A 20,886-nucleotide genomic window follows, 5' to 3' on the forward strand; every position below is an offset into this window, starting at 1 on the left:
TTTTGGATGAAATGATTTTCTTCTAGTTACCACTTATGTATGCCCCTCTTTCCGGCATCATCACACCATTTTCAGTTCGAAAGTAAAGTGGCAATCCTTCCGCAAAAAACATACTTACCTTGGACGGATCTTGCCTTTGATGATGAATATGTAAATGTGGCTCACTTGAACTTCCTGAGTTACCGACTTGAGCAAGAAATTCTCCTTCATTTACACGTTGTCCTTCTCTAACTTTAATGGACCCTTTCTTTAAGTGGGCAAGAATCAAAAATGTCTCTGTTTCATCTATCCGTAAATATATGTAATTCCCTGCCATTGACTGAAAATCATCCAATCCGGGAATTAAATCTTTTTCATTATTATTGATTGATACAACCGTCCCAGAAGCTGGTGCCATTACTTTCGCTCCATATATTCCGTAATCCTCTAACTTATTACTTTTCACTTCAGCAGGTGGAATGAGGATATCATATGCCCACCTTTCATTTGGCTTTATAACATGATAGTTCGTTTCTAACTGATCACCGCCCCAGCCTATTAATGCTCGTTCATTCAAAGGAACACGAACTACTGCTTTAGGACTCATAGATTGTATATCTGCTGGGTAAGCAATTCTACCTATATTAGCAAACCAACCGATAGGCCAAGCTCCAATGATAGAAAACAGAATGATTAAAAATAGCGTTCTATCTATCCGCTTTCTAAATATGCCTTTCCAAAAAAATATTATTACTGATCCTACCAAGAGGAAAACTGAAATAAAACTAAAAGCCTGAATACTCCACCAAACAAAAACTGATGTAACACCATTAGCTACATAAACTAAGATCCAACTTATAATTAAAAAAGAAACTATAATCACTAATAAAAATTTCTTCCACATGTCGCATCCCTACTCTCATATCCTTTTTCTCAATGATATAAAGTAAAAATTACGACATATAAAAGAAATACTTACGACTTTCTTACTTTTTTATACTGCGGTAATTTCACAGTGAAAACTGTTTCTTTATCGTTACTACGTACAGTGATATCCCCTTGATGGAGCTCGGCTATACTTTTTGAAATCGGAAGCCCCATTCCTTTCCCACCAGTATAAGAACTACGTGATTTTTCACTACGATAAAATTTCTCAAAAACGTAAGGAAGGTCCTCTTCCGGAATACATTGTCCAAAATTTTTAATTTCTACTTCAACATTCATTGTTTTATTGGAAATTCCAATTGCAATTTCCTTTCCATCTTTTCCATACATAATACTATTACCTATTATATTTTCAAATAGTCTCACTATAAGTGCCACATCAACTTCTACATACAGCACTTCATCACTTTTAATATAAAAGCTCATATTAGCATCATCTAATTGTGGTACAAAGCCAATCATGATTTGTTCAATTAATGCTTTCATATCTACTTCATCTTTATGTAATTCAATCTCTCTATAATTTATTTGACAGTATTCTAATAAATCATCTACTTGATGTTTTAATTCATAACTTTTTCGCTTTAATATACTTACATACTGTTCACATTCTTCTCCATTCGAATGGAGTTTATTTCCTAACAGGTCCGCATAACCGATTAAAGATGTTACTGGCGTTCGTAAATCATGAGAAATATTACTAATCATTTCATTTTTCATTTCCTGTGATTTTTTTTCATTCTCGATAGACTCTTTTAAACTTTTGGCCATTCTATTTACATTCGTCGCTAATTCACCAATCTCGTCATTTTTTGAAATAGGTATATGTACTTCAAAATTACCATTACTTATTTCCTTCACGTTCTTATTAATTTCAGACAATCTTTTCATCATTGTTTTTGTCATACATGCAAAGTATGTCGTAGTAAAAATCAAAAAAACTATAAAGTATAAAAATGAATATTTTTCCTCTAACGCATTAACATGACTATATATATTTCCAACTAAAATTTGAAGCACTATTATACTTACAGTCGCTAACAAGATGCTACATATGAAAGCTAAAAAAAATTTCGCCCTAATACCCTGTAAAGATCTAATCTTCAATTTTATATCCGACTCCCCAAACATTTTGTATAAACTTCGGTTCTTTTGGATTCTCTTCAATTTTATTTCTCAATCTTGCAATATGAACCATTACTGTATTATTACTTTCATAGGCTCTTTCGTTCCAAACGCTCTCATATATTTCTTCAATTGTAAACACACGATTCCTTGCGGCTGCCATTAAGTGTAAAATATCATATTCAGTTTTCGTAAGATTCATTGTTTCTCCATATAACATTACAGTTCTCGACACTTCATCTATTTCTAAACCTCTAATATTTATTTTCTTTTCCATTACTTGGACAGCATTTTGGTTGAAATATGTATACCTTCTTAATTGAGCTTTCACTCTTGCGATAAATTCAATTGTACTGAACGGCTTCACAATATAATCATCTGCCCCAGTACTAAATCCAATTACCTTATCGACATCCGATGATTTCGCGCTTAAAAACATAATTGGTAAACTATGTTTCTCTCTAATCCTTCTACACAATTCTATCCCATCCATTTGTGGCATCATAATATCCAAAATAGCAAGTTGAATACTGTCATTATTTATTATTTCTAAAGCCTCTTCTCCGTTATGAGCACTAAAAACTTTAAAACCTTCTTGCATGAGATTCACTTTTATAAATTGAACAATATCTTGATCATCATCTACAATTAAAATTGAATTTTTCTCCATATACAAACCTCTTTTTGAAATATATTCCACAATCAATTTTATCATAAATTAAAACCATACTCCCCTCTTGAATAATCTTTATTTTCAGACTAGATTATATAATAACAACACATTCTAGTTTCAAAAGAAATGGAGTGAAAGCATGTTTCCTATATTGAAAACAGACCGACTCATTTTAAGAGAACTTACCGAAGAAGATGCACCGCGTATACTACAATGCTTTTCTAATACTAATGTACTGCGCTATTATGGCCAAAAACCGTTACAAGATGTTGATCAAGTGAAACAAATCATTCATAACTTTAAGTTGAGTTACAATGCAAGAAGCGGTATAAAATGGGGAATCGAATTAAAAGACACGAAAGAACTCATCGGTACCATCGGTTTTCACGATTGGTCTTTTGAGCATAAACGAGCCAATATAAGTTATGCCTTTTTGCCTGAACACTGGGGAAAAGGATATGCGACTGAAGCTGTTTCTGAGGTTATATCATACGGTTTCCATACAATTCATTTAAAGCGGATTGGAGCAATTGTATTTCTTGAAAATGAAGCTTCCAATAAAGTACTATTAAAATTAGGCTTTGAAAAAGAAGGCGTTCTAAAAAATTATATGTATCAAGATGATGTCCCATATGATACGAATTTTTACGCTTTATTAAAATCGGTTTAATAGAATTCATGTGTAAAAAACCTTACTTTTAAAAAGTAAGGTTTTTTATATTTATTCATTAGCAATATAAGCATTCTTATAAGTATAAATACCACCAAATTGATGCTTTTCAATTCCTTTTACATAATCTTTTTGTACATATGCTGAGCCAATATGATAAAGCGGCGCCACCGCAGCATCTTCTAATAATACCTGCTCGGCTTCTCGCAACGCTTCCCATCGGTTTTCCGTATCTAGTACAAAATCCGTTTTCGCTTTCTTTATTAATTCATCGTAATGAACATTAGAATAATTCATTTTATTATTCGGATTCCCTGTCGTAAATAACTCTAAATAACTAATTGGGTCTTTATAGTCAGGTCCCCAATTTGCCATAGTTATATCGTAATCACCTGCTTGTTCTAACTGTAATTTTTGCTTAAATGGCTGTTGTTTAATTTGTATCGTGAGTCCTTGCAAATTCTTTTCTAAATCACCTTTTATATATTCTGCCATCCGTTTTGCATTATCTTGTTCAAACGTTAAAAACTCGAGGTTTACTTGCTCTACTTCAAGCTCTTTTTTCGCTTCTTTCCAAATCTTTTGCGCATTTTGCAAATCATATGAAGAAAGATCTCCGTTTTCTTTTCTAAAATCTTTACCGGTCACTTCATTTACATGACCAACTGGTACAAGCCCACTTGCAGGCTTTGCTCCGTTATTAATAAAGTGAGCAACGAAATCATCTTTATTTAACGCTAATGAAATAGATTGACGCACCTTTTTATTTGCTAACGCGGTATTTTTTTCATTAAAACGAAGCATGGCAATTCCAGGATCACTCGACATATGTAATTCCTTATTCCCTCTATACTTGTCTACAATTTGCGAATTAATAGGTACTCGATCCAAATCTCCGGCTTCATATAAATTTACAGCTGTCATTGTATCCTTTACGATATGAAAGTTTATTTCGTCTAATTTCACTTTCTTTTGATCCCAATATGTAGCATTCTTCTTTAATTGAAACTCTTGTTCATGCTTCCATTTTTCTAATACAAATGGACCGTTATATATGAGATTACTAGGTTCCAATGCATAATTGTTTCCTTGTTCTTTCAAAAATGATTCATGCTGTGGTAAGTATATAGGTAATGCTAATAGCTGTAAAAAATACGGAACCGGCTGTTCGAGTTCAACTTCTAACGTATAATTATTTATTGCTTTAACCCCAAGTGCATCAAGAGGCATTGTTCCCTTATTAATCTCTTTCGCATTTTTCACATAAAAGAGCATGTATGCATATTGAGATGCCGTTTCAGGATTAATTGCACGTTTCCATGCAAATATAAAATCATTTGCTGTTACATTATCCCCATTTGACCATTTTGCATCTTTACGCAAGTTAAATGTATATTTCTTACCATCTTCACTTCTTTTAAACGATTTTGCTACTGCTGGAGTAGGCTGATCTTGATCATTTAATACATATAACCCTTCAAATATGTTTTGCATAACGTGTGCTGATGTACCATCCATCGTTTTTGCAGTGTCCAGAGAAGGAATTTCTTCTGATACTGTTACATTTAACACTTGTTTTTTAACCTCTGTATCACTTTTATTCGCTTTATTATTACAAGCTGTTAATAATAAAGATGTAACAAGTGCCATTACCATTAAATGGCTCTTTTTTCGCTTCATGAGTTGTTCTCCTTAAGTATAAAATATTATAAAGCGTTATATATTATAGCAGAAATATGAACAGAAAGATGCGACATTCTTTTGAATATTTATTCGTTCAAGAAAAAAGCTATCCTTTTAAAAGGATAGCTTTTTCAACTGCCACATAATTAGTTATCTTTGCAAACCTCGTTTATAACGACTTGCTTCAAATATAATACGCTCTTCATCTAACGTTTTACATTCGCCATTCCAAACGACATGTTTTCCGTTAATAATTACATCGCTTATATCTTTTCCACTAGCAGCATACACAAGATGTGATAACACTTCATCTGCTGGTTGTAAATGCGGCTTATTAGATGGATCAATCGTAATAAAATCAGCACATTTTCCAACCTCAAGTGATCCTGTTTGTTTCATCCCGATTACTTCAGCAGCCCCTTTAGTCGCAAGTGTAAGAGCTGTTTCAACTGGTAAAGCTGTTGCATCTTGGTGAATACCTTTTTGTAGTAAAGTCGCTATGCGCATTTCTTCAAACATATCTAAATTGTTGTTAGATGCAACACTATCTGTTGCAATTCCTACTTTTATTCCTGCTTCTAGCATCGCTTTTACATTCGCTATACCAGAACCTAGTTTTAAATTACTATTTGGATTATGAGCTACTCGAACATCATGCTCTGCTAAAAATGCACGCTCATCGTCATTTAATACTACACCGTGTGCAATAACTGTTGGGCGTTTAAACAATCCGCAGCTCGCTGCATATTCTACTGGACGTTTTCCATATTGTGCTTCAATATCACGTACTTCACGCTCTGTTTCAGAAAGGTGGATATGAACCATCGTTTGATTCTCTACTGCAATCCGTGCGCACTCTTCTAACAATTCTGTACTACATGTATATGGACTATGTGGTGCAACCATCGTAGTTAACATGCCACTTTCGTTATAGTAACGCTTCACATATTTCTCAGCTTCTTCAATCGCTTTCTTTTCATCGTCTTTCGTTCCGAAGCTAAATAAAGTCCTTGAAACAGCAGCTCGCATCCCGCTCCTTGATACCGTTTCCATAATTGCGTCTTGATCTACTCCAATTGGATTAAACATGTCAGAGAATGATGTTGTACCACTTTTCACCATCTCAAGTAATCCTAATTCCGTACTAGCGACTGCAATTTGGGGAGTAAATTGACTTTCCAGTGGCCAAATTCTCGTCTCAAGCCACGGCTGTAATAACATATCATCGCCAATACCTCTTAAGAGACTCATTACAACGTGTGTATGTGTATTTACAAGCCCTGGTAAAACCCACTTTCCTTTCATGTCAATTACTTCATCTACTTCAAAATCATTAGCGAATTCTCCGCTCTTTACATCTATAATTTGATCATTTTCTACAATGATATATCCATTTTCTATCACTTCGTTTTGTTCATTCATCGTTACAATTGTAGCGTTTACATAAGTTGTTTTCAAAAGTATTTCCCCTTTCAACTCTATGAAGTTCCCTTTAATAAGTTACCACCATTATAGTAACTTATTAAAGATTAAGAGTCAAAAGATAATTTTAATTCTTTCGTTATTTTTCCCTTCAAAATGCTATATTGTTTTTCATTTGTATCTGCAAATGCTTCTTCCCGATTTGATTCCACATCCAAATAATTCGGTTTTTCATTGAATTGATCCTCTGTAAAATCAAACCTCTCCCCACCTATACAGTTATAAAAATGCCACACCTCCCCTATTTTTGTCTTTTTGATTTCACCTCCGCATATATCTTGAACGACTAAAGCCGTTACACCACACTGTCCCTTTGCTGGATTTTCAATTGTCCACTTTGAACTCGTTTCAATCGACCACGATTTTATTAGTGCTTCATATATTCTTTTTTCCTTTACATCATCCATTCTAATCTTCCCCTACTATTAATAGTTTTACACATCATATTTCAAAAGAGGCAGTACACGCCCCTTAAAGATAGTTGATGGTGTCTCTCCTATTAACTGTGCTCCCATTTTCAAGTAATATCCTTTTGCATTCGGATCACTATCAATTGTAAAACTTTTTAATCCTAGTTCATTGGCTTTTTCTATTACATACTCCCAAAGTATTTTCCCGTAACCTTTTCCTTTGTAATGAGGATGAATGTACAAGAAATCGAGAGCTTTATCATTACGTAAAAATGAGAAAAAACCAATCTTCGCATTATCGTTTACTAAAACATATACAAAATTATTTTTTATGTACTCTTCCGTAATTGTTAAATCTTCCTTACAAGCAAGCAAGTATGAATTCTTCACTATAATTCCACGTTGCTTTTGAATGTAGTGCGAGTTCACTTAATTCATTTGCTTCACTTAATAATGCTTCTCTTATCTTCATGATTCTTTTTCCTCACTTTCAATATGTACACTACTAAATTGATTCGGAAAGCACTTCAAAAAAACCTTTAATTTCCATAAAATAGAAATTGATTTTATAAATCTTTATTATAATCAGTACGATTTTCAACAATTTTTTTAAAGAAAAAGAACGCCATCCCTAAAAGTTGGCGTTCTCTTTTTCTAAAATTTAATCTTCAAGCTCACTCATTCGTTTTACTATTTCGTACGATACAAACCTATACAGTTTCTACTACCGCTTCAAGCATTGTTCCATTTTTAGCATAGTTCGTATGCCAAGAAAAAGCTTTTTCTAAAATATGAGGAGTTTGTCCACCTCTTATTTTTGCTTCTTCGTAATAAGCTCGTAGCTGTTCACGATACATTGGATGTGCGCAATTCTCAATAATAAGTTCCACTCTTTCTCTTGGCGCAAGTCCCCTTAAGTCGGCATATCCCTGTTCAGTGACGATAACATCTACATCATGTTCAGTATGGTCTACATGAGAAACGAAAGGAACGATACTTGAAATGTTACCACCTTTCGCAATCGATTTAGTAACAAAGATAGCTAGGCGAGCATTTCTTGCAAAATCGCCAGACCCACCAATACCATTCATCATTTTTGTACCTAAAACGTGAGTAGAGTTAACATTTCCGTATATATCTAATTCTAATGCAGTATTAATTGAGATTAATCCAAGGCGACGAATAATTTCAGGATGATTGGAAATCTCTTGTGGACGCATCATTAATTTGTCACGATATTTTTCAAAGTTAGAAAATACTTGTTGCATTTTCTCTTCAGAAAGCGTGATAGAACAACAAGAAGCAAAATTGACTTTTCCAGCATCCATAAGATCAAAAACTGCATCTTGTAAAACCTCGGAATATACTTCTAAATCTTCAAATTCTGAATCTAACATTCCATGCAATACGGCGTTAGCCACTGAACCAATTCCTGATTGTAACGGCGCTAAACGATTTGTTAATCGGCCTACTTCGACTTCTTTTCGAAGGAACTCTATTAAATGCTGTGCCATAATAACAGTTTCTTCATCTGGAGGAACAATTGTCGATGGTGAATCCAATTGATTCGTAAACACAATCCCCTTCACTTTTTCAGCATCAATCGGGATTCCAATTGTTCCAATTCGATCATTCGTTTTTACGAGCGGAATTGGGAGCCTTTCCCCTTGTTTACCTGGTTCATATAAATCATGCAGCCCCTCTAGTTGCGCAGATTGGGCCATATTCATTTCAATAATAATGGACTTAGCATTTAAGGAAAATGCTAAGGAATTTCCTATTGAAGTGGTTGGAATAATCATTCCATCTTCAGTAATCGCAACCGCTTCCAAGATAGCGAAATCTATATCCATAACGTCAGCACGAAGTAACTCTGCTGTATGAGATAAGTGCTGATCCACAAATAAAAAGTCCCCGTTATTAATTCCTTTTCGCATCGTCGCGTCAGCTTGGAAAGGCAATCTTTTCCCTAAAATTCCTGCCTCAGCAAATAATTTATCTACATCCGAGCCTAAAGAAGCCCCTGTATAAACATTTACTTTAAAAGATTTATCATTCTTAACTCGGTTTACAAGTGCAAATGGGACTGCTTTTACATCACCAGCACGTGTAAATCCACTTAATCCTAAAGTCATTCCACTTTCAATCCATGAAGCTGCTTCTTCAGGTGTAACTACTCGATCTTTTAATCGTTGATCCCTAATTCTATCTAAATTATTCTCCATATGTAATCCCTCTCCCAATGAATATTCATAATTATTTTACACATTAACACCATCAAAATAGGGATTTTCTTACACAATGCCGAAAATTCAGATAAAACAGCGAATCTAGGTTCTAAAGCAGAAAATTTTAGAATCCTAGAAGCTTACGAAAATAGCTGGCGTATGATTGACTAACTGGTACTCTCTCACCATTATCCATCGAAAGTACAAAAGTAGAATGGGTATCAGGATAAATCGCTTTAATATGATTAACATTTACAATAAACGAACGGTGACATCTAATAAATGAATCTTTAGGAAGCAAGTATTCGAATTCTTGCAGAGAGTATTTATGTGTTCCTGATAACTCTTCTGAATTCACATACGTCTTTTTATCTTTAGCCTCTAAATACATAACCTTTGAAAAAGGAACTGGAATCCATCCGTCTGTTGTTTTTAAAGTAACGACTGACTTACCATCCGTTAAAGCGGGATAAATTGCCGTCACGCAACCTTCAATCTTTCCATTATTTGAAAATGGTACAGCCATTCCATGATAAGGAATACCGAAAACATCTCGGTTAATAAACTCAGAGGCTTTTTGCTTCGTTACCATTGCTTTATGAGCAATCGTTCCTTCCTTAATGGGATTCCCGGCGCTAATCTTTAAATCAATTCGTTTACTTGGCCGATAGTAAATATATTCTTTCGTGTTCGAAACAGCGATTGATATTTCATCTGAAAATAATTCCCCAACAACATCTAATAATAAACCTAACGTTCTATCTTCCATTCTATTAACACCTCATTCACTATTATACTACTATTATGAACGAGCATCTGTTGCTTTATAAAAAGTTTGGTTTTAAGTTACTTTTAAAATTAGTTTTATTCACTATTACTTCGTTACTACAAAAAACCTCACTTCAGAAAAGTGAGGTTTCCTCTCATACAATATTTCTTTATTTTTTTAACGACTCTAGAATAAGATTTATTTTTTATTAAGTAAAGTAAATTTAAGAATTTATTGCCCGTATTTCTGTAAAATAAATAATCCCAAACTACAAACAGTTTGGGATTATCTTTCTCATTTATTATGCGCATCTAACCACGAAATTAAATCTTTAAATACTTCATCCTTATTTACTTCATGAAACATTTCATGTCTACCATTTTCATATAAACGTAGTGTCACATCTTTCACACCACATTTTTTATAATTTTCATATACTTCTTTTACACCTTTCCCCATATCCCCAACAGGATCACGATCACCAGAGAATATATGTATTGGAAGATTTTTCGGTGTTTTCTTAAACTCTTCTAGTTTATTTACTTCTAATACACCGGAAAACAATTCGCGATAAAAGCTTGTTGTACAAATAAATCCACATAACGGATCCGCAATATATTTATCAACTTGATTATTATCTGAAGATAACCAATCAAATTTCGTACGATTTGGCTTAAAGTGTGAGTTGAAATTTCCGAAAGATAAAAAGTTTAGCATCGGACTTTTCGTTTTTTTCCCGCGTAGTTTCATCTCGATTGTCGCTACTTTATGACCAATGACTCCTAACAATCCCGGGTTCCCACCAGTTCCTGAAATAAGGAATCCATCATATAATCCACCTTTAAGTTGTACAGCACGTCTTGATAAAAAAGAACCCATACTATGTCCAAGTAAAAATAACGGGCATGTCTGCTCTTTTCTTACCGTTTCTGATACAAAAATAACATCAGACACAGCCTCATTCCAACCTACATTTGGTTTAAAATGACCATAATCTTCTTCTCTTTTCACTGTTTTCCCATGACCTTTATGATCATGTGCATAAACACCATACCCTGCTTCCAATAAAGCATCCACAAATTCTGTATACACCCCTGCATGCTCTGTCATGCCATGTGCAATTTGAATAATTCCTCTCGGATCTCCTTCTGGTAACCACTTACGCAAATAAATTTCCGATCCATCCAATGCCGTAACGAAACTTTCCTGTACATTCATTTCGTCAGCTCCCAACTCTATTATGTATACCTTTAAGAGAAATGAATATCCATTCACTTTTCTTATTTTATATTATATGTAATTGCTTTCATTATGACAAATGATGTATTTTTCAGACTTGCTTTCAAACTGATCTCTTGACGAACCTGAAATAAAATTTTATAGTTACTTACATAAAGTAACTATAAAATTTTTAGGAGGTTTCTACTATTATGATGCCATCATTATTTTTAGCACATGGTTCGCCTATGCTCGCTATTCAAGATACAGACTATACACGATTTTTAAAAACACTTGGAGAAACATATAAACCGAAAGCAATTGTTATTTTCACTGCTCACTGGGAAAGTGGAGTATTAACGATTTCCTCATCAGATAACGAGTATGAAACAATTTATGATTTTGGAGGTTTTCCCCCTGAGTTATATGAAATTAAATATCGTGCGAAAGGCTCTTCTCATATTGCATCTATTTTAGAAACAAAATTTAAGAACAAAGGTATTTCAGTCCATCATAATATGACGAGAGGTTTAGATCATGGTTCATGGACACTCCTGCACCGCATGTATCCAGAAGCAAATATTCCTGTCGTGCAAATATCAGTCAATCCATTCCTTTCTGCAAAAGAACAATTTAAAATTGGAGAAGCACTTAAAGGACTCGGACAAGAAGATATTTTAGTAATCGGGAGTGGTGTTACCGTCCATAACTTACGAGCACTGAAATGGAATCAAACTACACCTGAAAAATGGGCAATTGAATTTGATGATTGGATTATTAAACATATGCAGAATAACGATAAAGATGCATTGTTTAATTGGGAGAAAAATGCTCCTCATGCACAATTAGCAGTACCAAGAGCAGAACATTTTGTTCCTTTATTTATCGCTATGGGAAGTGGTGAAAATAGCGGTGAAGTCATTCACCGTAGTTACGAGCTTGGTACATTAAGTTATCTTTGTCTTCGATTTTAAAGAAAAAGGATGAAGCACATGCTGCTTCATCCTTTTTCTTTTTCATTCACTTAGTTAACTAACTTCCAAATGTCGTTTCTCTGATACCTCTTCGTTCTTATTATGAAAATAAACCCAAATACACGCAATAAATAATAGTGATGATGTAGAGAGGAAAACATATTGGAAACCTGCATGCGCTGCAATTTGTCCCCCGAGCACTGGACCAATCATATTTCCTAAAAACTGAAATGATTGATTATATCCAAATATTCGTCCCGTAACATGGGTTGGTGTATGTTGTTTTAGTAGAGTTTGTACGGAAGGTAATAATCCTGCTTGTGCGATACCTAATAAAAATCGAAGAATTAATAGTTGCCAAGCTGAGGTTACAAATGCTTGCGGAATAAAAATAATTCCTGCAGCGAACAACGCTACAACTAACGTTTTTTGAGGACCGATATGATCTGATAATCTTCCTAGTCTTGGTGCTGCCAAAATAACGGCTAATCCTGTCGCTGACATAACTGCTCCCGCAATTGTTTCAATATGTGCAGTATGAGGACCTACTAAATTTTTCACGTACAATGTAACAATTGGTTGAACTGACATATTAGCAAGTTGAATAATAAATGTCGTTACAAATAAACTAATAATTAAATGCTTCGCTGGGACCATCGTCCATACTTTTTTCGGCTGTGTTTTTTTTGCTTGAGCAGAGTGATTTTCTTCATGCAGGAAGAAAAAAACGATGAGAAAGGAAAGGAATAAAAAAGCTCCTGTAACAAGAAAGACATGACGCATTCCAATTAACTCAGACAAATAACCTCCAAGTAATGGGCCAAGTAACGAACCGCTCACACCACCAGTTGAAATTGTGGAAATCGCCCAACCTGAATGTTCTTTCGGAGTTTCTGCTGCAATAAATGTCATCGCTGTTGAAAGGAAACCAGATACTGCTCCCATTAAAAATCTTAGTGCGACTAGTTGATACACATCCGTTACAAACCCCATAAGCGTCATAATAATCGCCATACCGAGGCTAGCACGAATAAGCATCAATTTCCGTCCATGTATATCACCAAGCTTTCCCCATATTGGCGATACAATCGCACCCATTAAAAATGTTACACCAAATGCAAGTCCCGACCACTGTGCAATACTTGAAGTGCCAGTTACTCCTAATTCCTCAATATAAAAAGATAAGAAAGGAATTACTAAACTCATACCGGCTGCAGTGGTAAAACAACCTAGCCAACAAATCATTAAATTTCGTTTCCAGCTGGCCATTTTCACACCTTCTTTCTTTAGATACCCATTCTACACCCTTTCTTGTAAAAAGTTTAGTAATCTGCTTTATATGCAAGATTTACTACAAAACCCGCTATTTTCTAGTAAAAACCACTACATCTCTACATCGTTTTCATAATAAAACCAACTCCCCTAAATGAAGTTGGTTAATTATTATCTATCGGTATTAAACGAGCATTACAATTTCTCTCGTAAAACTCAATGGGACCTGCTTGTCCAATAATCGCATATTCATATCCATCTTGCTTCATATTATATAAACAATGATGCAATAATTCTTTTCCTACACCTTTCACACGATTTTGTTTCGCTATGCCCATCGGACCAAACAATCCTTTCTTTCCTCTCACTACATCGTAACAGGCGAAACCAATTATCACTTCCTCCTGCTGTGCAATATAGATAGGTAACTTTTCGTTATATGTCCGAAATCCGTAATCAACCGACTGTAACCACCGTTCACCAAATTCATCCGCCACAAATCGTGATAACTTATCAAAATCAGAAGAACTAGCTCTTCTTACATGACAAAATAATGTATGATAAATAGATTTAAAACTATTTAAATCAATCGCTAAGTCTCTCGGTGCAGCTGTAATACGTAATATATCTTCTTGCATTTGTATATGTATAAATTCGCCAATATTTGTATCTACACGAAATAATGCATACATAACATGTCCTTCATTTACTACTACTTGCTGAAAGCGTTCCATACGTTTCTTCGCTATTTGTAAAATTTCTATCGCCTTATAAGATAGTTTATATTGCCCTATTTTTTTATACTCTTGATGATGTAAATCGAATTGTTTTCGTAACGAAAGTTTTTCTAAAAAATCTGGACCGACTTTATGAAACAAATACATAAATAACTCAGCGCAAACTCCTGTACCTTCTTTACACATACCTATAAACAGATGGACTGGGTGAATTATGTTATACTCACTCTCTTCTGCTGCAATCTCCAATATTTTATGCACACGTTTTGTAAATTGAAATTCCTCCATATGTGTTTCCATCCCCCTACTACTTTACTATTAAACCGTAACCATAAATAATTGAAACAATTACACCCACTACTAATATACCTGGAAGTAAATTTGCCACTTTAATTTTAATAAATCCGAGTAAGTTTAATCCGATAGCAGATATCATAATGCCGCCCGTAGCCGTCATCTCCACTATAAATTGGTTCATTAATTCTTTCGGGACAAAACTATTAATTTGTGTTGCAAAAACTGCAATACCACCTTCATATAAAACAACTGGAATCGCCGAAAATACTACTCCAATTCCTAGAGTTGTCGTTAATATAATAGAAATAAATCCATCGATAATCGCCTTTGTAAATAAAATATCATGATTTCCGCGAATCCCACTGTCAAGTGCACCAAGTATCCCCATCGCGCCAATTGCAAAAATTAAAGTAGCTGTTACAAACCCTTCTGATATACTCCCTTTCCCTTTCGATCCAACTTTATTTTCTAGCCAATCTCCTAACTGTTTTAACTTTCCCTCTAATTGTAGCCATTCCCCGATGACGGTACCAATCACTAAACTTAGTATGACAACAAGAAAATTTTCACTTTTCAATGCCATTTGAAGTCCAAGTACAGTAACCGCTAAACCGATTGCATGCATTATGGTTCCCTTCATACTTTCTGGAATTCTACTAAATAATTTACCAAGTAAAGTACCAAATATAATACAAATCCCATTTACAACTGCTCCTAATATAACCATTTCTCATTCTTCACCCTTCGAATTCTTTATTTCTATATTTTGGTTTATTCATTGATTTACAGGTTATCTATATGTTAACTTAATATTGAGAATATTAACAAATGTTTTCCACAACATAACCCGCTGTTTTTTTGTAACTTTAATTACCTTTAATAGATTCAGTGTTAATTTAATTGCGGGATAATATTAAAAGGGAAGGTATATATGAAAACTTTACTAAAACGATTTTTGTTAATAGCCTTTTTCATTACACCGATTGTTTTATTAATCAATTACTCTTTTATTTCAAAAGCAAAAGACAAACCCGATTTGCAAAACAAATCTAGTAAAACCGCTTCAAAAAGCGAAAAGAAAATAGAAGACCAAGAAATCACACTCACCTTCTCTGGTGATACAATGTTTGATTGGCAATTACGTCCTATAATCGAAAAGAATGGGGCTGATTACCCATTCCAACATGTAAAAGAAGAAATAAAAAAAGCTGATATTTCTTTTGTGAATTTAGAGTCGGCATTTACAACGAAAGAAAAGAAAGCACCTGGGCAACTGTTTTGGATTAAAAGTGATCCATCTACACTACAAGCTATTAAAAACACTGGATATGACATCGTAAATATTGGGAATAACCACACACTTGATTATGGGCAAGATGGATTATTAGATACGATTTCTCACGTAGAAAAATTAAAGTTCCCTTACATTGGAGCCGGAAAAAATGCGAAAGATGCATATACAGCACGAGAAATGACCGTAAAAGGGAAAAAGTTTAAATTTCTTTCCTTCGTTCGATTTATGCCTGATTCTAATTGGGTAGCTGGTGAGAATAAACCTGGCGTTGCGAATGGCTATGATTTAAATCTTGTAACAAAAACAATTAAAGAACAAAAACAAGATGCAGACTATTTAATCGTCTATATGCATTGGGGCGTTGAAAAATCAAACCGTCCGGTAGAATACCAAAAGCAATATGTACCTAAAATGGTTGAAGCAGGAGCTAACGCGATTGTCGGAAGCCATCCACATTGGTTACAAGGGTTTGAGTATTATAATAAAGTTCCTATCGCTTACTCATTAGGTAACTTTTTATTCCCAAGTTATGTGAATGGAAAAAGCGCCGAAACTGGCGTATTAACTTTAACTTTTAAAGGAAAGGATGTCCAAATGTCATTCAATCCTTATATCATTCGCAACAACCAAGTTTCCCCTGTAAATGAGGAAGAAAAGAAAAAAGCTCTTCAATATTTACAAACAATTTCAACTGATGTAGAAATTGATGATACAGGGAAAATAAAAAATAAACGAAACTAGACAGCTCAAGATCTATTTCTCTGTAATCTACTTTACAGAATAGGTGATAAACATGCTGAAAAACTTATTAGAAAATGTAAGTTTGTTAGAAAATATTTATAAAATGTCTATAGCCGTTCTACTTTTATGTTCAGTTTTTTCTGTTAGATTTCTAAAAAAATAAAACGTGAACGAAAACTTACTACCTTTGAATTTACTATGTATGTAATTATTCGCATTGCGATATTTTTTTGGTTAACTAGCTTTATTCTTCTTGAATTTAATGAGTATCTAGTTTAACTATAAAAAAGATAGAACAAGCACTATATTTCCTCGCTTGTATCTATCTTTTTTATTTAGATGCTTATTCTTCCCTTCTATTAAATAAGCAAATCAAACAAAACAGGGTTTTTATTAAGCTCCATAAATTGAATATTATTTTCTTTAAAGCGAGTAATTAATTGCTCATAATCTTCTTTATGTTTTAATTCTACTCCGACTAATGCTGGACCATTTTCCTTATTATGTTTCTTAATATACTCAAAACGAGTAATATCATCTTCTGGCCCTAATCCTTTATCAAGAAATTCTCTTAACGCGCCTGAACGCTGCGGGAATTCAATGATGAAATAATGCTTTAACCCTTCGTAAATGAGAGATCGTTCTTTCATTTCTTGCATTCTATCAATGTCATTATTTCCACCACTTAATGTGCATACAACTGTTTTATCTTTAATTTCATCTCTGTATAAATCAAGTGCTGCAATAGAGAGTGCACCAGCCGGTTCAGCTACAATCGCATTTTTCTTATACAGTTCTAAAATCGTCGTACAAACTTTCCCCTCTGGTACTAAAACGATGTCATCAATTACATCTTTACAAGTTTCAAAAGTTAACTTTCCTACCTTTTTAACCGCTGCCCCATCAACAAAACTATCTATTTTCTCTAATGCGACATTATCATTTTGAAGAAAAGCCTCTTTCATAGATGCAGCTCCCATCGGTTCTACACCAATAACCTTTGTAGTAGGACTAACACCTTTTACATATGTACCAACACCTGATGCTAATCCACCACCGCCGATTGCCGCAAAGATATAATCAACCGGTTTCTCCATATCATGCATAATTTCAACTGCCACTGTCCCTTGACCAGCAACTACATACGGATCATCAAACGGATGAACAAATGTCATTCTATTTTCTTCACAATAACACTGTGCTTCTTGGAAAGAGCTATCGAATGTATCACCAACTAATACAATCTCTGCGAAATCACCACCGAAAAATTGTACTTGTGATACTTTTTGTTTCGGTGTTGTTGTGGGCATAAATATTTTCGACGGAATCTTCAATAAATTACATGTATAAGCAACTCCTTGCGCATGATTACCAGCACTTGCACAAACAACACCGTTTTGTAACTTTTCTTTCGGTAAACTTTGAATCAAATTGTATGCACCACGAATTTTGAAAGAGCGAATTAATTGTAAGTCTTCTCGTTTTACATAAACGTCACAATCATATTTCTCAGATAAAACTGTATCACGTTGTAACGGTGTTTTAATAACAATATCTTTCATGCAATTATGAGCCATTAAGATATCTTCAATTTTCACTCTCTCCTTTACCTTTTGCACCATTATATATCATCCTTATCTCTTTTAAATTGGCTCAATCAAAATTCGGGATTTTCAGAACAGCCCCTGTATTCGCCGATGTTACCATTTGTGCATAACGTCCAAGCCAGCCAGTTTTCACTTTCGGTTCTGGTCGTTTCCATTCTTTTTTACGCTTTTCTAATTCCTCATCACTCACACTTACTTCTAGCAAGCGTTCTTCAACATCAATACATACAATATCCCCTTGTTCAAGAAGTGCGATCGTTCCACCAGCTGCTGCTTCTGGTGAAATATGTCCTACTGAAATTCCACGTGAAGCTCCAGAGAAACGTCCATCCGTTAATAATGCAACCTCAGCACCTAATCCCATTCCAGCAATTGCTGATGTTGGTGCTAACATTTCTGGCATACCAGGGCCACCTCTTGGTCCTTCATAACGAATGACAACTACATCTCCTTTTTTCACTTTCCCAAGCATAATGCCAGCAAGTGCCTCATCTTGTGAATTAAAAATAACGCAAGGTCCTTCAAAACGCTTTACCTCTGTTGCACCGCTTTTAATAACCGCTCCATCTTTCGCAAGGTTGCCTTTTAATATACGCAATCCTCCTTCCTCACTATGAGGGTTTTCAAGAGAGTGAATAACTTCCTTATCTTTAATCTCTGCCTCAGCAATATTTTCTCTTAATGTTTGCCCCGTAGCAGTTATTCGATCAAGATGAAGTACTCCTTCTTTCCGGCTCATCTCTTTCAAAATTGCACTAATCCCGCCCGCACGATCAATATCTTCCATATGCCAATTTGAGGCTGGACTTACTTTACATAAATGAGGTACACGTCTTGAAACGGCATCAATACGGTTCATATCATAATCTAGTCCTGCCTCTTGTGCGAGTGCTAGCGTATGCAACACTGTATTTGTTGAACCGCCCATCGCCATATCAAGCGCAAACGCATCATCAATTGCTTCTTCCGTTACAATGTCTCTTGGTTTAATATCTCTTTCAATTAAAATTTTCAATTTCTCTGCTACTTGTTTAATTAACTCTTCACGTCTTGGATCAATTGCTAAAATACTCCCGTTACCAGGAAGAGCTAAACCTAACACTTCACATAAACAATTCATAGAGTTCGCGGTAAACATACCCGAACAAGATCCACAAGATGGACAGCCATGATCTTCAATATCTTTTAATTCTTCTTCTGAAATTTTCCCAGATTGATAAGCTCCTACTCCTTCAAAAACGGAACTCAGATCAACAACTTCTCCTTTAGATGTTTTTCCTGCTGCCATCGGGCCGCCTGAAACAAACACAGTCGGAATATTAATACGTAGCGCAGCCATCATCATACCTGGTGTAATTTTGTCACAGTTTGGGATACAAATCATGCCGTCAAACCAGTGTGCATTTACAACCGTTTCTACTGAATCTGCAATTATTTCACGACTCGGAAGAGAATAACGCATACCAATATGTCCCATCGCAATACCATCGTCAACTCCAATTGTATTGAATTCGAATGGTACCATACCTGCCGCACGAACTGCCTCTTTTACAAGTTTCCCAAACTCGTTCAAGTGTTTATGCCCTGGAATAATTTCAATAAAAGAATTACAAATCGCTATAAAAGGTTTATCAAAATCTTCATCTTTCAAACCAGTTGCTTTTAATAAACTACGGTGCGGCGCTTTATCAAAACCTTTTTTAATCATGTCACTTCTCATCTTGTCAAATCCCCTCTTACATATTTTTCATTTATACTCTCTTACTCTATTTCTTTACTAATTCTTTCGGTGCATGAATCCAACTCATCATTTCACGAAGCTCTGCTCCCACTTTTTCTAATTGATGATTTTGCTCTGCTTTCTTCATTGCGTTATACGTCGGACACCCTGCTTGATTTTCTAAAATCCATTTCTTCGCAAATTCACCTTGCTGAATTTCTGTCAAAACACGCTTCATTTCCTTCTTCGTTTCATCTGTAACAATTCTCGATCCTGTTACATAATCTCCAAACTCTGCCGTATCTGAAATAGAATGGCGCATATTCGTTAATCCACCTTCGTACATTAAGTCAACAATTAGCTTTAATTCATGCAAACATTCAAAGTATGCAATTTCAGGGCGATATCCACCTTCCGTTAACGTTTCGAACCCGGCCTTCACAAGTGCAGTCACCCCGCCGCAAAGTACAGCTTGCTCACCGAATAAATCCGTTTCGGTTTCTTCTTGGAATGTCGTTTCAATTACACCCACCCGTGTACAACCTAGACCTTTTGCATACGCTAATGCTACATGTAGCGCTGTTCCCGTCGCATCTTGATGCACTGCGACTAATGCCGGAACACCATTTCCTTCTTGATATACACGGCGAACGAGATGACCTGGACTTTTTGGCGCAACCATTGCTACATCTACGTAACTTGGCGGATTAATTTGGCCGAAGTGAATGTTAAATCCATGTGAGAAAAGTAACATTTGTCCTTCACGGAGATTCTCTTCTACTTCTGATTTATATACATGTGCTTGCTGTTCATCTGGCAATAACATTTGTACAACTTGTGCGGTTCGAACCGCTTCTGAAACAGACATTACTTCAAACCCATCCGCTTTCGCTACTTCATACGACTTACCAGGACGAACACCAACTACTACTTCTACACCAGAATCACGTAAATTTTGTGCTTGCGCATGCCCTTGTGATCCATAACCAACTACTGCAACAGTTTTCCCTTGTAATAACTCTACATTTGCATCTTTTTCATAATATGTTTTCATATTCCATA

At 35.0% G+C, this 20,886-nt stretch carries 18 protein-coding genes and 2 pseudogenes; 4 read left to right on the plus strand and 16 right to left on the minus strand.

Annotated elements, in window-relative coordinates; translation table 11 throughout:
- Nucleotides 1-22: 22 nt before the first annotated feature.
- From MKY38_RS12925 to MKY38_RS12935, 3 genes are all read right to left on the minus strand, one after another.
- Nucleotides 23-883: a M23 family metallopeptidase gene (locus tag MKY38_RS12925; protein WP_114555908.1), complete on the minus strand. Its 861-nt coding sequence runs from the start codon at nucleotides 881-883 to the stop codon at nucleotides 23-25.
- A gap of 71 nt (nucleotides 884-954) precedes the next feature.
- Nucleotides 955-2,055: a HAMP domain-containing sensor histidine kinase gene (locus MKY38_RS12930; protein ID WP_114555907.1), complete on the minus strand. Its 1,101-nt coding sequence runs from the start codon at nucleotides 2,053-2,055 to the stop codon at nucleotides 955-957.
- On the minus strand, nucleotides 2,021-2,719 hold the full coding sequence (locus MKY38_RS12935) for a response regulator transcription factor (protein ID WP_065223452.1): 699 nt from the start codon (nucleotides 2,717-2,719) through the stop codon (nucleotides 2,021-2,023). Before MKY38_RS12935 ends, MKY38_RS12930 begins: the two co-directional genes overlap by 35 nt.
- A gap of 142 nt (nucleotides 2,720-2,861) precedes the next feature.
- Between MKY38_RS12935 and MKY38_RS12940 the strand changes: the two genes are divergently transcribed.
- Nucleotides 2,862-3,392, plus strand: a complete 531-nt coding sequence (locus tag MKY38_RS12940) for a GNAT family N-acetyltransferase (RefSeq protein ID WP_065223451.1) — start codon at nucleotides 2,862-2,864, stop codon at nucleotides 3,390-3,392.
- A 51-nt stretch (nucleotides 3,393-3,443) separates the two neighbouring features.
- Here MKY38_RS12940 and MKY38_RS12945 read toward each other — a convergent pair whose 3' ends face one another.
- The 7 genes and pseudogenes from MKY38_RS12945 to MKY38_RS12975 all read right to left on the minus strand — a co-directional run bounded on the left by MKY38_RS12945 (nucleotide 3,444) and on the right by MKY38_RS12975 (nucleotide 11,182).
- Complete coding sequence (locus MKY38_RS12945) at nucleotides 3,444-5,072, minus strand: peptide ABC transporter substrate-binding protein (RefSeq protein ID WP_065223450.1); 1,629 nt, start codon at nucleotides 5,070-5,072, stop codon at nucleotides 3,444-3,446.
- 153 nt (nucleotides 5,073-5,225) lie between these two features.
- Complete coding sequence (locus MKY38_RS12950; RefSeq protein ID WP_114555906.1) at nucleotides 5,226-6,551, minus strand: bifunctional S-methyl-5'-thioadenosine deaminase/S-adenosylhomocysteine deaminase; 1,326 nt, start codon at nucleotides 6,549-6,551, stop codon at nucleotides 5,226-5,228.
- A 53-nt stretch (nucleotides 6,552-6,604) separates the two neighbouring features.
- On the minus strand, nucleotides 6,605-6,964 hold the full coding sequence (locus MKY38_RS12955) for a YunG family protein (protein WP_065223448.1): 360 nt from the start codon (nucleotides 6,962-6,964) through the stop codon (nucleotides 6,605-6,607).
- 27 nt (nucleotides 6,965-6,991) lie between these two features.
- Nucleotides 6,992-7,439: pseudogene (locus tag MKY38_RS12960) on the minus strand (GNAT family N-acetyltransferase).
- 238 nt (nucleotides 7,440-7,677) lie between these two features.
- Nucleotides 7,678-9,192 carry an acetyl-CoA hydrolase/transferase family protein gene (locus MKY38_RS12965; RefSeq protein WP_065223447.1) on the minus strand — a complete coding sequence of 505 codons (1,515 nt, stop codon included), beginning with the start codon at nucleotides 9,190-9,192 and terminating at the stop codon, nucleotides 7,678-7,680.
- A 127-nt stretch (nucleotides 9,193-9,319) separates the two neighbouring features.
- Nucleotides 9,320-9,964, minus strand: a complete 645-nt coding sequence (locus tag MKY38_RS12970; protein WP_078385471.1) for a LytTR family DNA-binding domain-containing protein — start codon at nucleotides 9,962-9,964, stop codon at nucleotides 9,320-9,322.
- 294 nt (nucleotides 9,965-10,258) lie between these two features.
- Nucleotides 10,259-11,182: an alpha/beta fold hydrolase gene (locus MKY38_RS12975; RefSeq protein ID WP_114555905.1), complete on the minus strand. Its 924-nt coding sequence runs from the start codon at nucleotides 11,180-11,182 to the stop codon at nucleotides 10,259-10,261.
- A gap of 212 nt (nucleotides 11,183-11,394) precedes the next feature.
- On the opposite strand from MKY38_RS12975, the gene MKY38_RS12980 reads away from it, so the two are divergent.
- Nucleotides 11,395-12,156 (plus strand): DODA-type extradiol aromatic ring-opening family dioxygenase, encoded by a 762-nt coding sequence (locus MKY38_RS12980; RefSeq protein ID WP_065223445.1) that lies wholly within the window; start codon nucleotides 11,395-11,397, stop codon nucleotides 12,154-12,156.
- Between the two features lie 54 nt (nucleotides 12,157-12,210).
- Here MKY38_RS12980 and MKY38_RS12985 read toward each other — a convergent pair whose 3' ends face one another.
- The 3 genes from MKY38_RS12985 to MKY38_RS12995 form a co-directional block, all read right to left on the minus strand.
- The gene (locus MKY38_RS12985) at nucleotides 12,211-13,425 is read right to left on the minus strand and encodes a multidrug efflux MFS transporter (protein WP_000179303.1); all 1,215 of its coding nucleotides are present in this window, start codon (nucleotides 13,423-13,425) and stop codon (nucleotides 12,211-12,213) included.
- Between the two features lie 167 nt (nucleotides 13,426-13,592).
- Nucleotides 13,593-14,453, minus strand: coding sequence for a GNAT family N-acetyltransferase (locus tag MKY38_RS12990; RefSeq protein WP_341049128.1), 861 nt, complete (start codon nucleotides 14,451-14,453; stop codon nucleotides 13,593-13,595).
- A gap of 19 nt (nucleotides 14,454-14,472) precedes the next feature.
- Nucleotides 14,473-15,189, minus strand: coding sequence for a DUF554 domain-containing protein (locus MKY38_RS12995; RefSeq protein ID WP_078385468.1), 717 nt, complete (start codon nucleotides 15,187-15,189; stop codon nucleotides 14,473-14,475).
- Nucleotides 15,190-15,393: 204 nt separating this feature from the next.
- Between MKY38_RS12995 and MKY38_RS13000 the strand changes: the two genes are divergently transcribed.
- The gene (locus tag MKY38_RS13000; RefSeq protein WP_000854538.1) at nucleotides 15,394-16,497 is read left to right on the plus strand and encodes a CapA family protein; all 1,104 of its coding nucleotides are present in this window, start codon (nucleotides 15,394-15,396) and stop codon (nucleotides 16,495-16,497) included.
- A gap of 52 nt (nucleotides 16,498-16,549) precedes the next feature.
- Nucleotides 16,550-16,776, plus strand: a pseudogene (locus tag MKY38_RS13005) (hypothetical protein).
- A gap of 80 nt (nucleotides 16,777-16,856) precedes the next feature.
- On the opposite strand, the gene ilvA reads toward MKY38_RS13005, so the two are convergent.
- Genes ilvA through ilvC form a run of 3 tightly spaced genes read right to left on the minus strand, consistent with a single transcriptional unit; the run spans nucleotide 16,857 to nucleotide 20,878 of the window.
- Nucleotides 16,857-18,119 (minus strand): threonine ammonia-lyase IlvA, encoded by a 1,263-nt coding sequence (gene ilvA / locus MKY38_RS13010; protein WP_000250321.1) that lies wholly within the window; start codon nucleotides 18,117-18,119, stop codon nucleotides 16,857-16,859.
- 31 nt (nucleotides 18,120-18,150) lie between these two features.
- Nucleotides 18,151-19,824, minus strand: coding sequence for a dihydroxy-acid dehydratase (gene ilvD, locus MKY38_RS13015; RefSeq protein ID WP_114555903.1), 1,674 nt, complete (start codon nucleotides 19,822-19,824; stop codon nucleotides 18,151-18,153).
- A gap of 46 nt (nucleotides 19,825-19,870) precedes the next feature.
- Nucleotides 19,871-20,878, minus strand: a complete 1,008-nt coding sequence (gene ilvC / locus MKY38_RS13020) for a ketol-acid reductoisomerase (protein ID WP_114555902.1) — start codon at nucleotides 20,876-20,878, stop codon at nucleotides 19,871-19,873.
- Nucleotides 20,879-20,886: the final 8 nt, after the last annotated feature.

The organism is Bacillus sp. FSL R5-0585 (assembly GCF_038004545.1).
GTDB lineage: Bacteria > Bacillota > Bacilli > Bacillales > Bacillaceae_G > Bacillus_A > Bacillus_A cereus.

What these genes read in the sequence shown, in the direction of transcription:
- MKY38_RS12965 (WP_065223447.1), bottom strand. Translation starts at nt 9,192, where the DNA reads ATGGAGAATAATTTAGATAGAATTAGGGATCAACGATTAAAAGATCGA.
- MKY38_RS12990 (WP_341049128.1), bottom strand. Translation starts at nt 14,453, where the DNA reads ATGGAGGAATTTCAATTTACAAAACGTGTGCATAAAATATTGGAGATT.
- ilvC (WP_114555902.1), bottom strand. Translation starts at nt 20,878, where the DNA reads ATGAAAACATATTATGAAAAAGATGCAAATGTAGAGTTATTACAAGGG.
- MKY38_RS12925 (WP_114555908.1), bottom strand. Translation starts at nt 883, where the DNA reads ATGTGGAAGAAATTTTTATTAGTGATTATAGTTTCTTTTTTAATTATA.
- MKY38_RS12975 (WP_114555905.1), bottom strand. Translation starts at nt 11,182, where the DNA reads ATGAATGTACAGGAAAGTTTCGTTACGGCATTGGATGGATCGGAAATT.
- MKY38_RS12935 (WP_065223452.1), bottom strand. Translation starts at nt 2,719, where the DNA reads ATGGAGAAAAATTCAATTTTAATTGTAGATGATGATCAAGATATTGTT.
- MKY38_RS13000 (WP_000854538.1), top strand. Translation starts at nt 15,394, where the DNA reads ATGAAAACTTTACTAAAACGATTTTTGTTAATAGCCTTTTTCATTACA.
- ilvD (WP_114555903.1), bottom strand. Translation starts at nt 19,824, where the DNA reads ATGAGAAGTGACATGATTAAAAAAGGTTTTGATAAAGCGCCGCACCGT.
- MKY38_RS12970 (WP_078385471.1), bottom strand. Translation starts at nt 9,964, where the DNA reads ATGGAAGATAGAACGTTAGGTTTATTATTAGATGTTGTTGGGGAATTA.
- MKY38_RS12955 (WP_065223448.1), bottom strand. Translation starts at nt 6,964, where the DNA reads ATGGATGATGTAAAGGAAAAAAGAATATATGAAGCACTAATAAAATCG.
- MKY38_RS12980 (WP_065223445.1), top strand. Translation starts at nt 11,395, where the DNA reads ATGATGCCATCATTATTTTTAGCACATGGTTCGCCTATGCTCGCTATT.
- MKY38_RS12940 (WP_065223451.1), top strand. Translation starts at nt 2,862, where the DNA reads ATGTTTCCTATATTGAAAACAGACCGACTCATTTTAAGAGAACTTACC.
- ilvA (WP_000250321.1), bottom strand. Translation starts at nt 18,119, where the DNA reads ATGGTGCAAAAGGTAAAGGAGAGAGTGAAAATTGAAGATATCTTAATG.
- MKY38_RS12930 (WP_114555907.1), bottom strand. Translation starts at nt 2,055, where the DNA reads ATGTTTGGGGAGTCGGATATAAAATTGAAGATTAGATCTTTACAGGGT.
- MKY38_RS12995 (WP_078385468.1), bottom strand. Translation starts at nt 15,189, where the DNA reads ATGGTTATATTAGGAGCAGTTGTAAATGGGATTTGTATTATATTTGGT.
- MKY38_RS12985 (WP_000179303.1), bottom strand. Translation starts at nt 13,425, where the DNA reads ATGGCCAGCTGGAAACGAAATTTAATGATTTGTTGGCTAGGTTGTTTT.
- MKY38_RS12945 (WP_065223450.1), bottom strand. Translation starts at nt 5,072, where the DNA reads ATGAAGCGAAAAAAGAGCCATTTAATGGTAATGGCACTTGTTACATCT.